Source organism: Aliivibrio sp. S10_S31, assembly GCF_014694495.1.
GTDB lineage: Bacteria > Pseudomonadota > Gammaproteobacteria > Enterobacterales > Vibrionaceae > Aliivibrio > Aliivibrio fischeri.
On sequence record NZ_JAAUWR010000005.1, the window covers coordinates 99834 to 114927 of the forward strand.

The following is a 15094-nucleotide window of genomic DNA, read 5'->3' on the forward strand; positions in this document are numbered from 1 at the left end:
GCTTTTCCAAACGTTTGGTGGAGCTGGGGGGATTTGAACCCCCGTCCGAAAATCGTTCACCGTTGGCGCTACATGTTTAGTCGATCTTTAATTTCACCGTAAAACTGCGAACCGACACGCTATCTTATGGCTATCCTGAATTATAATTCGAAGTTCATCTCTCAGGCGGGAGAATCCGTTCTAGCTCGTTTGGGTTTGATCCCCTGTTATTCCCCGTCTTACAAGCAGAAGCTAGGGCAGGAGAGCTCTCAGCAGGTTATTAAGCTGCTAGTGCGTAGTTTTCGTCGTTTGCGACTATTTTTTTGCGGCTTTTTACGTGGCCAACCGCCCCACGACATGCTCCTCGGGTTTCAAAATTCCCGTCGAATCCTGAATCAGCCCCAAAGTTTTGTTACCAGATGATACTAACAGAAAAACAGCGTCTGTCTAGTTAGTATCAATCTAACTGGTTGAAATTAACGCAAACTACTCTTCATAATTCGTGCTTTATCTCGGTTCCAGTCTTTTTCTTTTGAATCTGTACGTTTATCGTGCAGTTTTTTACCTTTAGCTACGCCAACTTTGATTTTCGCCCAAGAACGAACCCAATACATTGTCGTTGCAACCAGTGTCATACCTTCACGATTTACACGGCCAATGAGGTTATCAATTTCTTTACGGCTCATCAGTAATTTACGAATACGAGTTGGATTCGCTACAACGTGAGTCGATGCTGCTTGTAGTGGCGTGATTGTCATACCACTAATAAAAATTTCGCCATCGCGTACGTAAACGTAACTTTCAGCGATGTTCACTTTACCAGAACGAAGAGATTTAACTTCCCAGCCTTGGAGTTCAATCCCAGCTTCGATTTCATCATCAATGAAATATTCGTGGCGAGCTTGCTTGTTCATAGCAATGGTATTACTGCCCGCTTTATCTTTTGATTTTTTCTTTGCCATAATGCCCACATTATACTGATAGGGAAGTGGTTTGACTAGATAACCTGAACTCGAGACAACTTAAGCCTTTCAGTACCGTACTTTTAGCGCCTAACGTTGTTAAAATCAACGCAATAGACTCGCTATTGACTTATGATTTTGCCTAGTTATGCATCTAAAATTACAGCACTGAATAGAATGCTTTACATGATAGATATAGGTATTTAATAGCCTTTTTTATCTCGAGTTCAGGTTATATATACTCAAGCTAATTCAAGATGGTATGATGCTTACCTCTATAATGTAAAGGATAATTTATGCCTCAGGTTAGCCGATCTGCATTAGTGCCGTTTAGCGCAAAGCAGATGTACGATTTAGTCAATGATGTTGCGTCATACCCTCAATTTTTACCTGGTTGCTCAGGTTCTAAGATCTTAGAGCAAACAGAAAGTACAATGGTAGCGTCTGTTGATGTCGCAAAAGCGGGCATAAAGAAAACATTTACAACCAAAAATACCTTAATTGACTCTGAAATGATTGGAATGAATCTTGTTGATGGTCCATTTAAATCATTAACTGGCGGCTGGCATTTTATGGCACTCGATGAAACCGCTTGTAAGGTTGAGTTAAAGTTAGATTTTGAATTTTCCAATGCGTTAGTTGCGATGGCATTTGGGAAAGTGTTTCAAGAATTAACTAATAATATGGTGAATTCATTTACTCAAAGAGCGAAGCAAGTATATGACTGTAATTAACGAAATGATCCACGTAGAAGTTGTTTATGCTCTGCCAACGGAACAAGTAGTATTTAAATTAGCGGTAAAAGCAGAACAAACCGTAGAAGAGATCATTGTTCAATCTGGCGTATTAGAACGTTACCCTGAGATTGATTTAAAAGTGAATAAAGTCGGTGTGTTTAGCCGTAACGTTAAATTAGATGCGACAATTCGAGATAAAGATCGCATTGAAATCTATCGCCCACTATTAGCTGATCCAAAAGAAATTCGTCGTAAAAGAGCTGAGCAAGCTAAGAAAGAAGCGGCAAAAAAGTAATTTCAACAATAAACAGATAATCAGTTACATAGCTAATAAGAAAGCAATCTTTTAGTTATAGAAATAAAAAACCGGATTTCGTTAAACGAGATCCGGTTTTTTTGTGTTTGAAATACGGTGAGGAAACTAAAGTTTCTCGAAGAAACTGTCACTCATCGGGAAGTCGCCTTCCATATTGGTTAGGTTACCATTGTCATCAAAGTGAACGATTAAGTTCTTTTGAATGGCTTTTTCGTGGCCATGGGTAAAGTGATAAATGTAGTACCACGTATTTGGATAACCAGACTCAACGAGCATTGGTGAACCCATTACAAACTGTACTTGTTGTTTGGTCATGCCAAATCGCAGTTTGTCGACAGCTTCTTGTTCAACGTAATTACCTTGGGCAATATCGATTCGATATACCAATGGCTCTAATAACGAGCAACCACCCAGTAGTCCAACAGCGAGGGGTAGAGCAATGATCCATTTTTTGAATTGCATAGTTCGTACAGCTTTAGCCTTTTAAATAATTAAACAGATGATAAACAAGCTGACCTAAGAAGTAAAAAGGTTAAGCGTGTTCTAGTGTGTTTTGACCCTAAATTTTGAATCTAGTTGCATTGATTCTTTCGATTTTAGTGATTACTTTCATTAAAAAAGCCAATGTTAATAAAATAATATTGGCTTTTTGAGTCGATAAACGAATGCTGTAGATATTAAGCCGCGTTCAGTAATTCTTTTGCGTTGGCTAATGTGTGAGCAGTAATTTGAGTTCCGCCAAGTAAGCGAGCTAGCTCTTCTACACGTTCTTCTAAGTTTAATGCTCGCATTTGGGTTTCCGTTTTGCCCGATTTAGTATGCTTAGCAACAAACAGTTGATTATGACCACAACCTGCAACTTGAGGTAAGTGAGTGACACACAAGACTTGGGTTGATTCACCTAGAGTGCGCAGCATTTTTCCTACTACAGCTGCGGTCGGTCCGCTGATACCTACATCAACCTCATCGAAAATTAGGCTTGGTGTATCGACTTTTTGCGCTGTAATCACTTGGATAGCCAGTGAAATACGTGATAACTCACCACCTGAAGCCACTTTAGCAATAGGTTGCAGTGGTTGCCCCGGGTTTGTGGATACCTTAAAGCACAAGGTATCGATGCCGAGAGGTGAAATCTTTGTATGTGCATCACTTTCAATTTGAATATCGAATACCGCTTTTTCCATGCTTAAAGTTTGCATGCTGTCGGTAATTTTGTTGTTTAATTCTTTTGCGTAACGTTGACGGCTTTTCGTTAACTTATGTGCCGCTTCTAAGAAGTGTTGTTTTAGTTCTTCTACTTCTTGTTCACGCTGTTCACGTTTTTCATCAGAGCAATCAAGGCGATCATATTCTGCTAATAACTGTTGGTGATGTTCATATAATTCGTCAGCAAGAACATGGTGTTTTTTTGCCATCGACATTACTCGACTAAAGCGCTCTTCAACAAAAGCAATTTGCTCAGGATCAACATCAATATTATCAAGGTAGTTTTTGATTTCATGATTGGCTTCTTCAACCTGAATCATGGCTTCATTCAACATTTCAGATAAAGGGGCAAGTTGAGGATCTAATTGTCCTAATTGTTGAATATGATTATTGGCATATTGCAGTAATTGAAGCGCATTCACTTCATCATTTTCATACAAAATAGAGATGGCTTGTTGGCTGCATTCAACCAATTCACCAGAATTAGAAAGACGCTTGTGGTCTTCTTCTAATTGAGTGAATTCTTCTTCACCTAATGCAAGTTCATTCAGCTCTTTTATTTGATATTCGATCAGCTGTTTTTGAGCTTCGTTTTGTTGACTATGCTTAATCATTTGTTTTAACGCATTGTCAGCTTGTCGCCATGCTTGATAACGGCTGCGAGTTTTATTTAATAATGAAACATGTCCTGCATATTGATCCAACATATTGAGTTGGTATTCAGGTTTCATTAGTTCATGGTGAGCATGTTGGCCATGAATGTTAATCAACAAGTGGCCTAATGTTTTTAGTTGAGCTGCAGGGACAGGGCTACCATTGATAAAGCCACGCGAGCGACCTTCTTTGGTAATGACACGACGTAAAATACAATCATTGCCATCATAAAGTTCGTTATCTTCTAACCAACGTTTGGCATTAATGTTGTTTTCTAGAGTAAAAAGAACGGTGATTTCCGCTTTTTCTTCCCCTTGGCGAACCATGGAAGCTTCTGCACGATCACCAAGACACAAACCAAGGGCATCAATGGCTATGGATTTACCTGCACCAGTTTCACCAGTGATGGTTGTCATGCCTTTGGTTAGATCAAGCTCTAAAGATTTTACGATAGCAAAATGAGTAATTTTAATATGTGCCAACATAAGTCAGTCTCTGCGAAATTTAAAATACGAAAAACACTGTATATAGACACAGTATATACTGTTTCTTTATACAGTAAAGTGAATTTAAATTTTTTGTGACTAACTTAACTTTACTTGTTAGAACAACTTACTTGACCAACCTAGTTTATTTCTAAGTATATGATAGTAGCTATAATCTTTAGGATGGATCAGTTTTAGTCTTGATGGGCTTTGGAAAATATGCACTTCATCCCCCGGACTAACAGGCAGAGATACTTGACCATCGCAGCTGACTTCTAACGTAGTGCGATTTTCAGGAGATATACACAACTTAATGTGACGCTTTCCTTCGACCACCAAAGGGCGGCTTGAAAGTGTATGCGGAAACATTGGTACAATTGAGATGGCATTCAAGTTTGGAGACAGAATAGGGCCGCCGCCAGACAAAGAATACGCAGTTGATCCTGTCGGTGTTGAGATAATTAAACCATCTGAGCGTTGAGAGAAAGCAAAAGTGTCATCAATATACACTTCAAATTCAATCATGTGTGCGACTTGACCTGGGTGAAGTACCACTTCGTTAAAGGCTGAATTATGGCTTTTAACTTGCCCATGGCGATGAACTTCAGCTTCTAATAAAAAGCGCTCTTCTTTTACAAAGTCACCATTTAATACCGCTTGCAGAGGTTCTTCAAAGTTATCAGGATCAAGATCTGTTAAGAAGCCAAGATTCCCTCTATTAACCCCAATGACTGAAATATCAAATCGAGAGAGTACTCGCGCAGCACCTAGCATATTGCCGTCACCACCAACAACAATGGCAAGATCAGCTAATTCCCCTAACTTTAATAGATGATTGAAACGGTCAGCTGGAATTTCAGGTAGGGCTTCACGTAAACGGTCATCGAGAAGGACCGTATAATTTTGATCAGTAAGCCAGTGATAAATCGATAAATGCGTTTTTATCGCATTAGGATCTCTTGGTTTACCAATGATAGCAATAACGTTAAAGGCTCTTTTCATATCCATCATCCATCATGAAATGGGGAACAAATGTTACAATTCGTACTATTATGCTTGAATCGCACTATTTAGTCCCCATAATAATGTCAAAGTTTTAATTTGCGTATAGAGCGACGCCTTGGTTTGTATTAAGATCGCTTTATATAGCTAGTCATTAGCATTCTGGAGAAAGCAGTAATGAGTAACGAAGAAAACAAAGTAAACGAAGAAGCAGTAGTAGAAGAACAAGTTGAAGCAGTTGGTACAGAAGCCGATGTGGAATGGAATGAATCTGCTGAAGATAGTCAAGAAGCAAAAATTGCAGAACTAGAAGCAGCACTACTTGCTAGCCAAGCACAAATTAAAGAACAACAAGATACGGTTCTACGAGCAAAAGCTGAAGAGCAAAATGTTCGTCGTCGTGCTGAAGAAGACGTTGATAAAGCGCGTAAATACGCACTGAAGAAATTTGCTGGTGAGCTTCTTCCTGTTCTAGATAACTTAGAGCGTGCTCTTGAAAACGGCGATAAAGAAAACGAAGCTGCAAAAGCGTTGCTTGAAGGTGTTGAGTTAACGCTTCAAACGTTTGTATCGACTGTTGAGAAATTCGGTTTAACGGTAATTAACCCAATGGGTGAAGCGTTTAATCCTGAACTTCACCAAGCGATTGGTATGCAAGCAAGCCCAGATCATGAATCAAATACAGTAATGATCGTGATGCAAAAAGGCTATACGTTGAACGATCAAGTATTACGTCCTGCAATGGTAATGGTTGCTCAATAAGTATCACTTTTTATTTCAAACAGTGACTAAAAATCAAGCGGTTCCAGTTTTGGAATCGCTTTTTTTTGTCTTTTTTTTAAGAGGGTATGTCTCTATTTTTAGAATGCGTCCCATAAATAAGGAATGAGCTTCAAAGGTTTGAATATCTATTGCATTTGGTGTTGTTATTTGTTTTGTTTTTTACTGCGTTTTAATCATCATGGAACTAGATGAGTTAAATTAAAATATATGGAAAAGAACATGAAATTAGCATCGATACTTATTAGTGCATTATGCTTATACAGCCCATTGAGTTTGGCTGAGCATGTAGTTGCATCAGACACTTATTCGTCAATGGCCTTACCTAATGATGCCAAACTGTATAATGCGCCTACAACTTCTGGGTGGGCAAGTGGAGCAACGATAGTTCAAGGGATCCCTAGAGGTGATGCAGCCCCTTCATATTGGGCTGATGAGATCATAGATAAAAGCATGACAACGTCTGAACCATGGAGTGGTATGACTCAATGGTTTACGGTTTTTGAAGACCAAAAAAACACATCGAGCAATGTACGTGTGGTAATTGGTGATGCGGACATGTGGTTGCTTCAATCTACCGATGGTTCGATGGATCCATTAACCGCTGAATGGGTAAATGTTACGGTAACTAAAGCACAAGTTAACTGGGCAGCTTACTATTCTCATAACATCATTAAATACATTGAAGATGTGCCTTATCGTCGCAGTGCTGATGGTTTAAAAGAATATGAGTTACACCCTGAGCATTACCCATTACATGGCGGTACCAGTAAGGTTGAAATCGATGGTGAAAATGTTCTTGCTGCATTTGTTCGAATGAAAGCTTGGCTTGTACCTGATAAGCCGCAAGGCAAACAAGATGTTGCTACGGCAAAAGTATTGATTAGTACTGGTGCTGATTATTACCCAACAGTAAATACATCCGTTTCACATGGTGATTTATCTAACGCTAATTACCTTCCAGGTGCAGGGGGCAGTCGTTTCCAATATTTAACCACAACACCGACTTGGTACTACATGGGAACGGTAGCTCCTGATGATCTATCCATTGTTGATGATAACAGTCCATACATTAAATCAGGTGGTAAAACCTATTTAACAAAAGAAGAATGGCATAAAAATCCGCCTCCCATTCACTTTGAATCAATGAGTTGTAATGATTCTTATTAGTTAATATGAATTGAAAGTACCTAGAATGATTGAGCCTGGCATGATTGTTAGGCTTTTTTTTGTTCAGATGGAAATAAAATTGAATTTTTTTTATTTCATCCCTTGAATTGTGATTTAGCGCCCTTATTAATTAGTCATAGAATGAATTATGGGATTCACTCCCAACCCTTACTCAAGTTGTTTTGGGTAAGTTTGAATAGATAAATTTGGAGATAACCTGATGGGTAAGATCATTGGTATTGACTTAGGTACTACTAACTCTTGTGTTGCTGTTCTTGATGGCGATACGCCACGTGTTTTGGAGAACGCAGAAGGTGAACGTACAACGGCATCGGTAATTGCATACACAGATGGCGAAACTCTTGTAGGTCAACCAGCTAAACGTCAAGCGGTAACTAACCCGCAAAACACGTTATTTGCTATTAAGCGTCTTATCGGTCGTCGTTTTGAAGATGAAGAAGTACAGCGTGACATCGAAATCATGCCGTTCAAAATCGTTAAAGCTGACAACGGTGATGCATGGGTAGAAGCGAAAGGCCAAAAAATGGCTGCTCCTCAAGTATCTGCTGAAGTTCTTAAGAAAATGAAGAAAACAGCTGAAGACTTCCTAGGTGAAGAAGTAACTGGCGCAGTTGTTACTGTTCCTGCTTACTTTAACGATGCTCAACGTCAAGCAACTAAAGATGCTGGTCGTATCGCAGGTCTTGATGTTAAACGTATCATCAACGAACCAACAGCGGCTGCACTAGCTTACGGTCTAGACAAAAAAGGTGGCGATCGCACTATCGCTGTTTACGACCTTGGTGGTGGTACATTCGATATCTCTATCATCGAAATTGACAACGTTGATGGCGAGCAAACGTTCGAAGTTCTTGCAACTAACGGTGACACACACCTAGGTGGTGAAGACTTTGATAACCGTCTAATCAACTACTTAGTATCTGAGTTTGAAAAAGAGCAAGGCATCAACCTTAAGAACGATCCTCTTGCGATGCAACGTGTTAAAGAAGCTGCTGAAAAAGCAAAAATTGAGCTTTCTTCTGCACAACAAACTGACGTAAACCTACCTTACGTTACTGCAGATGCTACTGGTCCTAAGCACATGAACGTTAAAGTTACTCGTGCAAAACTAGAATCTCTAGTTGAAGACCTAGTAATTCGTTCTCTTGAGCCACTAAAAGTAGCTCTTGCAGATTCAGATCTATCTGTAGATGAAATCACTGACGTTATCCTAGTTGGTGGTCAAACACGTATGCCTATGGTTCAAGCTAAAGTTGCAGAGTTCTTCGGTAAAGAAGCACGTCGTGACGTGAACCCTGATGAAGCAGTAGCAATGGGTGCTGCAGTTCAAGGTGGTGTACTAGCTGGTGACGTTAAAGACGTTCTACTACTAGACGTTACTCCTCTATCTTTCGGTATCGAAACGATGGGTGGTGTGATGACTAAGCTAATCGAAAAGAACACAACAATCCCAACAAAAGCGGATCAAACGTTCTCAACAGCTGAAGACAACCAAAGTGCGGTAACTATCCACGTACTTCAAGGTGAGCGTAAACAAGCAACTTACAACAAGTCTCTAGGTCAATTTAACCTAGAAGGTATCCAACCTGCACCACGTGGCATGCCACAAATCGAAGTAACATTCGACCTAGATGCAGATGGTATTCTAAACGTATCAGCAAAAGATAAGTCTACTGGTAAAGAACAGAAGATCACAATCCAAGCTTCAGGCGGTCTAACAGACGAAGAAATCGAAGCAATGGTACAAGAAGCTGAAGCTAACAAAGACGCGGACAAAAAGTTCGAAGAGCTAGTAACAGCACGTAACCAAGCAGACCAAATGATCCACGGTACTCAAAAGCAAATCGAAGAAGCAGGTGATGCACTTCCAGCTGATGAGAAAGAGAAAATTGAAGCAGCAATCAAAGCGTTAGAAGAAGTTAAATCTGGTAACGACAAAGAAGCGATTGATGCGAAAACTCAAGAGCTAATGCAAGCAGCGCAAAAGCTAATGGAAATTGCTCAACAGAAAGCTCAAGCACAACAAGGTGCTGACGCAGGTGAGCAACCTAAGCAAGATGACGATGTAGTAGACGCTGAGTTTGAAGAAGTTAAAGACAAGTAATTTCTTGTCGCTAGAAGGGTTAATTCCTGCGTCGAAAGTACTCATTTACTAACGTAAACTCCGTGCTTTCTCCTTGAACTTAACACTTCTAGCTTAAAGAAATCATTGCCTTAGCTATTTAAGAAAAGAGCAAAAGCCCTATATCTTGAATGCTTCGAATGGAAAATATATTGCGGGCGTTGGAGTTTTCTCTACCGCCCGCAAGTTTGTAATATCAACCTGAATATCTAACAAGCAAGAATGAGTTGGTACTTGTTTAGGTTGATATATTATTAGGTCAATCTAGATAATCATTCTCGAACCTGAACCTGATTATCTAGATTGAACTCATGCCGATGGTGCTTGTAACCGGCGGTATCAAAAGAATTGGTGACCAAAGCATGTCTAAACGTGATTTTTATGAAGTGTTGGGCGTAAGCCGTGATGCTTCAGAGCGTGATATTAAGAAAGCCTATAAGCGCTTAGCAATGAAGTTCCACCCTGACCGCAATCAGGGTGACGATACAGCTGCTGAGAAGTTTAAAGAAGTTAAAGTTGCATATGAAATCTTAACTGATGCTCAAAAACGTTCAGCTTATGATCAATATGGCCATGCAGCCTTTGAACAAGGTGGTATGGGCGGCGGCGGCTTTGGTGGCGGCGGTGCAGATTTTGGTGATATCTTCGGTGATGTATTTGGTGATATCTTCGGTGGTGGTCGCCGTGGTGGTCAGCAACGTGCACAGCGTGGTTCTGATTTACGTTACAACATGGAACTGACTTTAGAAGAAGCGGTTCGTGGTTGTGATAAAGAAATTGAAGTACCGACTTTAGTCTCTTGTGATCCATGTGAAGGAACAGGTGCTAAGAAAGGCACATCATCAACAACATGTAGTACTTGTCACGGTCAAGGCCAAGTTCAGATGCGTCAAGGCTTCTTTGCTGTACAGCAAGCATGTCCAACGTGTCACGGTAAAGGCAAGATCATTAAAGACCCATGTAATTCATGTCATGGTGAAGGTCGAGTACACAAAACTAAAACACTTAACGTTAAGATCCCATCTGGCGTTGATACCGGTGATCGTATTCGTCTATCTGGCGAAGGTGAAGCGGGAGAGCACGGCGCTCCAGCAGGTGATCTATACGTACAAGTTCACGTAAAAGAGCACAATATTTTTGAGCGTGACGGCAACAACTTATACTGTGAAGTACCAGTAAGCTTTACGATGGCTGCATTAGGTGGTGAAGTTGAAGTTCCTACTCTTGATGGTCGTGTAAGCTTAAAAGTGCCACTAGAAACGCAAACAGGACGTATGTTCCGTATGCGCGGTAAAGGCGTGAAAGGCGTTCGTACGCACAGTGCAGGTGACTTAATCGTTAAACTTATTGTTGAAACGCCAGTTAAGTTAACTAAACGCCAAAAAGAATTACTGCAAGAGTTCCAAGAATCTTTTGATGGTAAAGATGCGAAAAAGCATAATCCAAAATCAGAAGGCTTCTTATCTGGAGTGAAAAACTTCTTTGATGATTTAACTAAATAATTTAGTTTATTCGTTAAATACTAAAAAAGAGCAATGATGCTAGTCAGCGTCATTGCTCTTTTTTTATGCCTACTATTAATTAACGTCTCAATTCTTTGACACCCAATTGACTATTTTTATTCTCTTTAGCTTAATATCTAACCAGTAAGTTATGGCCGAATTGAATAAAGAGGGATATATGACGTTATTCAAAAGAACGATTTATTTATGTATGTTGGTGCTGTTGAGCTCAACATTTGTAAATGCTGAAATAATGGAAGGTGGCAAGACTGTTCCTAGTTTTGCTCAAGATGCAGCTTCAATCCGTCATACCTATGAAACTCAACTCTATACATTACCAGCTTTTAAATCGGGTCATTATGGGTTGCGTATGTATCGTCAAACCATGGATCCAAAGTATAGCGCTGCGATTTGGTCTGATATGGCTCGTGTGGCAAGTCGTTTGAATCAATTTTCTTCTGAAGTTCATACACCAGAGCAAATCCAAGCTTATGCAAAAAAACGATTAAATACGTATATTGATGATACGGATGAACGAAGTGTTTTGCGTTATAACGCAACTAAAACAATGCCTGAATATTTGTACTTAGGTGTCGATTTACTGGGTTCTATGGCCAGAGCGGATGAATATGGGTTGAAGCATAAGAATGATAAACAGCTAAGAGAAATAATTCGTCGTTACGATTTTAAAAAATACGCAACAGATCCCGCGATGATTAAAGCGTGGGCGGCTCAGTTAGCGAATCAAGTATATTGGCTACGTCAACTCGGTGAGCAAGATGTGGTGAATGACTTTGTTGATGCGTTTCGATTAACTTATCCTGATGCTCAAGATGAGCAGTTATCTGATCAGCAATTTGGCAATAAGATTTATGGATTGACTCATATCTTACTGGCGGATTCTCAGTATTATCAGCATCCAATTAAAGAGTCCGATCACCAATGGATATACGATTACCTGCGTAATAATATCGATATCATTTTAAAAAGAACCAAAGAAGATATTATTGCAGAAGTCGGTATTACTTTTTTACTTGCAGGGTTAGAAGATGATCCTGTGGTCTATAAAACACAAAAGCACATTCAAAACGCGATTAATCGTGAAAAGAATATGGTGCCATCAACGTCGAATGGTACTAATTTGAAAGAAGGTGAGCATAGGAATGTATTAGCGATTATGTTATTGGATTGGCAAACACCTAATGCTGCCCCAACGATTCAAAATCAACCCAAAATATTCATGAGTAAGCCATACGGCCTTGTGAAAAAGTAAGCTCTGTAAGCCTGATACAAAAATGCCCAGCGATAGTGACATCGCTGGGCATTTTTATTTGGTTCAGAAGAGATGATTACTTTACGCTAGACCTTGGATCTTAACGAATTTTTCTAATAATTCTTCATCTGTTTCTACATTATCTGGATCTGAAATAACGCAGTTACTGATAGGGCAAACTGACTGACACGTAGGTGCATCGTAGTGGCCTTTACATTCAGTACAAAGGTCTGGATTAATTTCGTAAATCTCATCACCCATACTGATTGCCTCATTCGGACACTCAGGCTCACACATATCGCAGTTAATGCATTTTTTATTGATCAATAACGCCATTACTTACTTGCCGTGTGGGTTACGAGTATCTTCACCCGTGTGTAAGTTACGCATTAGAAGACCGTACTCTAGATCTACATTGTCAGGTACTGGAATGAAAACAAAGTGGCCATTACCTTTTGCTTCTTCAACCGCTTCACTCTTACGGTTTTCCATTACATCTAGAGTCAGTGTTAGGTTACCTTGTGGTGTCATGATCTCAACTGAGTCACCTAATAGGAATTTATTCTTAACATCAACTTCAGCTAAATCACCGCGACGTTTACCTGTGAATTCACCAACGAATTGTTGAGAATCAGAGATAGAGTAACCGTAATCGTAGTTTTGGTATGCATCGTGTGTGTGACGACGTAGGAAACCTTCTGTGTAGCCACGGTGAGCTAGGCTTTCTAGCGTACCCATTAGGCTTTCATCAAATGGTTTACCTGCAACGGCATCATCAATTGCTTTACGGTAAACTTGAGCAGTACGAGCACAGTAGTAGAAAGACTTAGTACGACCTTCAATTTTAAGAGAGTGAACACCCATTTTAGTTAGACGCTCAACGTGTTGGATTGCACGAAGATCTTTAGAGTTCATGATGTAAGTACCATGCTCATCTTCAAATGCAGCCATTTTCTCTTCAGGACGGTGAGATTCTGAAAGAAGAACTACTTCGTCTGTTGGTTTACCTAAGCCTAGAGTGTTGTCTGGACGTTCGTTTTGAACTTCAACGTCTTGGATCTCAACACCAGTTGGATTAGCTTCAACGATTTGACCATTCTCGTCTTCTTTTGCTGCTTCTGTTTTGTATTCCCAGCGACATGCATTAGTACATGTACCTTGGTTAGGGTCACGCTTGTTCATGTAACCAGATAGCAGACAACGACCTGAGTATGCCATGCATAATGCACCGTGTACGAAAATTTCTAATTCAGTATCAGGGCAGTGTTCACGGATCTCTTCAATTTCTTCTAGTGATAATTCACGAGATAAGATCACACGCTCAACACCTTGAGTAGCCCAGAACTTAACAGTAGCCCAGTTTACAGCGTTTGCTTGAACTGATAGGTGGATAACCACATCAGGGAAAGCTTCACGAACCATCATGATTAAACCAGGATCTGACATGATTAGGGCATCAGGACCCATATCTACGATCGGCTTTAAGTCTCGAATAAAGGTTTTTAACTTTGAGTTATGTGGTTGGATATTACATACCACATACAGTTTTTTACCTTGCGCGTGCGCTTCGTTAATACCGATCTGTAGGTTTTCATGGTTGAATTCGTTGTTACGAACACGAAGGCTGTAACGTGGTTGGCCTGCATATACAGCATCTGCACCGTAGGCAAACGCGTAACGCATATTTTTAAGGCTGCCCGCAGGCGAAAGTAGTTCTGGTTTAAACATGATTGCTTCCCAATTTTAGTATTCTGATCTCAAGTCAGTTCATATCACTGAAGATATGAAGGAGGCCGGATTTTACATGGAAAGTGAGGGAAGTGCTAGGGTTGAGGGTGGGGATTTGTATTTTAAAGAGAGTCATAGACATAGAGGCTATACGCTACGCTAACTAGAAACTATAAGAGCGGGTGCATACTGCTTTATATAGTTCCTAGACGCGAAGCGTTATAGTTAGCGACGCGTATCGTCTTATTCTTTCTCTTCAATGCCACCAAGTGCTTTGAAAAGATCAGGTAGAAGTGCATCAAGCTCAGAACTCATTAGCGAGAAATCGGCATCAAAGCGTGCTGCTTTGTCTTCAAAACCAATATCTTCATTTTGATCTTTAATTTCATCGCTGAATTTTAAACGTTTTAGAGACAGGTCATCGGCAAGAATAAACTCTAAACGCTCTTGCCAAGTTAGCGCTAATTTTGTCACTACTTTGTTCGCATCAATGTGAGCGTGGATCTCATCACATACAAGTTCTTGTTGTTTACAACGAATCACACCGCCATCTTCTAAAATAGCTTTTAGCTCGGCTTCTTCACCCATCTCAAAACCTTGAGGACAAGTGCCAGTTTTCACCCATTCCGTTAATGCATTCTCAATTGGTTGAGTGGAGGTAAGAGGAACAACAGGCAAACTACCAATAGATTTACGAAGTAGTGCTAAAACGTCTTCTGCTTTTTTGTAACTGCCAGCATCGACAATGATAAAGCCTGATTCAGGAAGGATTAACGCATACGTTTGTTGGTGCTTACTGAATGCTCTAGGAAGCAAATCAACCACGATATCGTCTTTAATTGCGTCTTTTTCTTTTTTCTTTAGAGGGCGACCTTGTTCTGCTTCAAGCGCATCAATTTTTGCATTCATTGACTCTTTAATGACAGATGCAGGAAGCATTTTTTCTTCTTTCTTGGCACAGATAAGAATATTATTGCTCGCTACGTGAGTCAGCATATCACCGTGTCGGCCCATTGCTGTCACCCAGCCAAATTTTTGCATATCTTGGCTGCCACATGGCGTGAAACGAAAATCGTTCAGTTGTTTTTCAAGTTGTTCTGGATTGAGGTCAATCTCTTTAGTAAAACGATAAATTAAACAATTTTTAAACCACATCA

The 15094-nt window shown here is 40.0% G+C and carries 14 protein-coding genes and 1 other RNA gene; 7 read left to right on the top strand and 8 right to left on the bottom strand.

All coding sequences use genetic code 11. The features are described from left to right. Positions 1–15 precede the first annotated feature (15 nt). Both ssrA and smpB read right to left on the bottom strand, forming a co-directional pair. Positions 16–382: a transfer-messenger RNA gene (gene ssrA / locus HC728_RS06045) on the bottom strand. 73 nt (positions 383–455) lie between these two features. Next, complete coding sequence (smpB, locus tag HC728_RS06050) at positions 456–941, bottom strand: SsrA-binding protein SmpB (RefSeq protein WP_005420639.1); 486 nt, start codon at positions 939–941, stop codon at positions 456–458. A gap of 296 nt (positions 942–1237) precedes the next feature. Between smpB and HC728_RS06055 the strand changes: the two genes are divergently transcribed. Both HC728_RS06055 and HC728_RS06060 read left to right on the top strand, forming a co-directional pair. Further along, positions 1238–1675, top strand: a complete 438-nt coding sequence (locus HC728_RS06055) for an SRPBCC family protein (protein ID WP_005420637.1) — start codon at positions 1238–1240, stop codon at positions 1673–1675. Further along, positions 1662–1973 carry an RnfH family protein gene (locus HC728_RS06060; RefSeq protein ID WP_005420635.1) on the top strand — a complete coding sequence of 104 codons (312 nt, stop codon included), beginning with the start codon at positions 1662–1664 and terminating at the stop codon, positions 1971–1973. The genes HC728_RS06055 and HC728_RS06060 overlap by 14 nt, the downstream gene beginning before the upstream one ends. Positions 1974–2099: 126 nt before the next feature. On the opposite strand, the gene bamE is transcribed toward HC728_RS06060, so the two are convergent. The 3 genes from bamE to nadK form a co-directional block, all read right to left on the bottom strand. After that, positions 2100–2456: an outer membrane protein assembly factor BamE gene (gene bamE / locus HC728_RS06065; RefSeq protein ID WP_005420634.1), complete on the bottom strand. Its 357-nt coding sequence runs from the start codon at positions 2454–2456 to the stop codon at positions 2100–2102. 215 nt (positions 2457–2671) lie between these two features. Further along, positions 2672–4339, bottom strand: a complete 1668-nt coding sequence (gene recN / locus HC728_RS06070) for a DNA repair protein RecN (protein ID WP_005420633.1) — start codon at positions 4337–4339, stop codon at positions 2672–2674. 117 nt (positions 4340–4456) lie between these two features. Continuing rightward, positions 4457–5341 carry an NAD(+) kinase gene (gene nadK / locus HC728_RS06075; protein WP_026029291.1) on the bottom strand — a complete coding sequence of 295 codons (885 nt, stop codon included), beginning with the start codon at positions 5339–5341 and terminating at the stop codon, positions 4457–4459. A 177-nt stretch (positions 5342–5518) separates the two neighbouring features. Here nadK and grpE point away from each other — a divergent pair, with 177 nt between their 5' ends. The 5 genes from grpE to HC728_RS06100 all read left to right on the top strand — a co-directional run bounded on the left by grpE (position 5519) and on the right by HC728_RS06100 (position 12209). Next, positions 5519–6103 carry a nucleotide exchange factor GrpE gene (grpE, locus tag HC728_RS06080; RefSeq protein WP_005420631.1) on the top strand — a complete coding sequence of 195 codons (585 nt, stop codon included), beginning with the start codon at positions 5519–5521 and terminating at the stop codon, positions 6101–6103. 240 nt (positions 6104–6343) lie between these two features. Then, on the top strand, positions 6344–7291 hold the full coding sequence (locus HC728_RS06085) for a hypothetical protein (protein WP_017019027.1): 948 nt from the start codon (positions 6344–6346) through the stop codon (positions 7289–7291). A 220-nt stretch (positions 7292–7511) separates the two neighbouring features. Continuing rightward, entirely contained in the window at positions 7512–9416 is a 1905-nt protein-coding gene (gene dnaK / locus HC728_RS06090; protein WP_005420629.1) for a molecular chaperone DnaK, read from the top strand. Between the two features lie 380 nt (positions 9417–9796). Continuing rightward, complete coding sequence (gene dnaJ, locus HC728_RS06095; RefSeq protein ID WP_026029290.1) at positions 9797–10936, top strand: molecular chaperone DnaJ; 1140 nt, start codon at positions 9797–9799, stop codon at positions 10934–10936. A 178-nt stretch (positions 10937–11114) separates the two neighbouring features. Beyond that, positions 11115–12209 (top strand): DUF3541 domain-containing protein, encoded by a 1095-nt coding sequence (locus HC728_RS06100; RefSeq protein ID WP_190395213.1) that lies wholly within the window; start codon positions 11115–11117, stop codon positions 12207–12209. Between the two features lie 81 nt (positions 12210–12290). Here HC728_RS06100 and HC728_RS06105 read toward each other — a convergent pair whose 3' ends face one another. The 3 genes from HC728_RS06105 to rdgC form a co-directional block, all read right to left on the bottom strand. Then, positions 12291–12545 (bottom strand): YfhL family 4Fe-4S dicluster ferredoxin, encoded by a 255-nt coding sequence (locus HC728_RS06105; protein WP_005420626.1) that lies wholly within the window; start codon positions 12543–12545, stop codon positions 12291–12293. A gap of 3 nt (positions 12546–12548) precedes the next feature. Further along, entirely contained in the window at positions 12549–13937 is a 1389-nt protein-coding gene (gene yegQ / locus HC728_RS06110; protein ID WP_190395214.1) for a tRNA 5-hydroxyuridine modification protein YegQ, read from the bottom strand. 243 nt (positions 13938–14180) lie between these two features. Beyond that, positions 14181–15092 carry a recombination-associated protein RdgC gene (gene rdgC / locus HC728_RS06115; protein WP_026029289.1) on the bottom strand — a complete coding sequence of 304 codons (912 nt, stop codon included), beginning with the start codon at positions 15090–15092 and terminating at the stop codon, positions 14181–14183. Between the last annotated feature and the right edge of the window lie 2 nt (positions 15093–15094).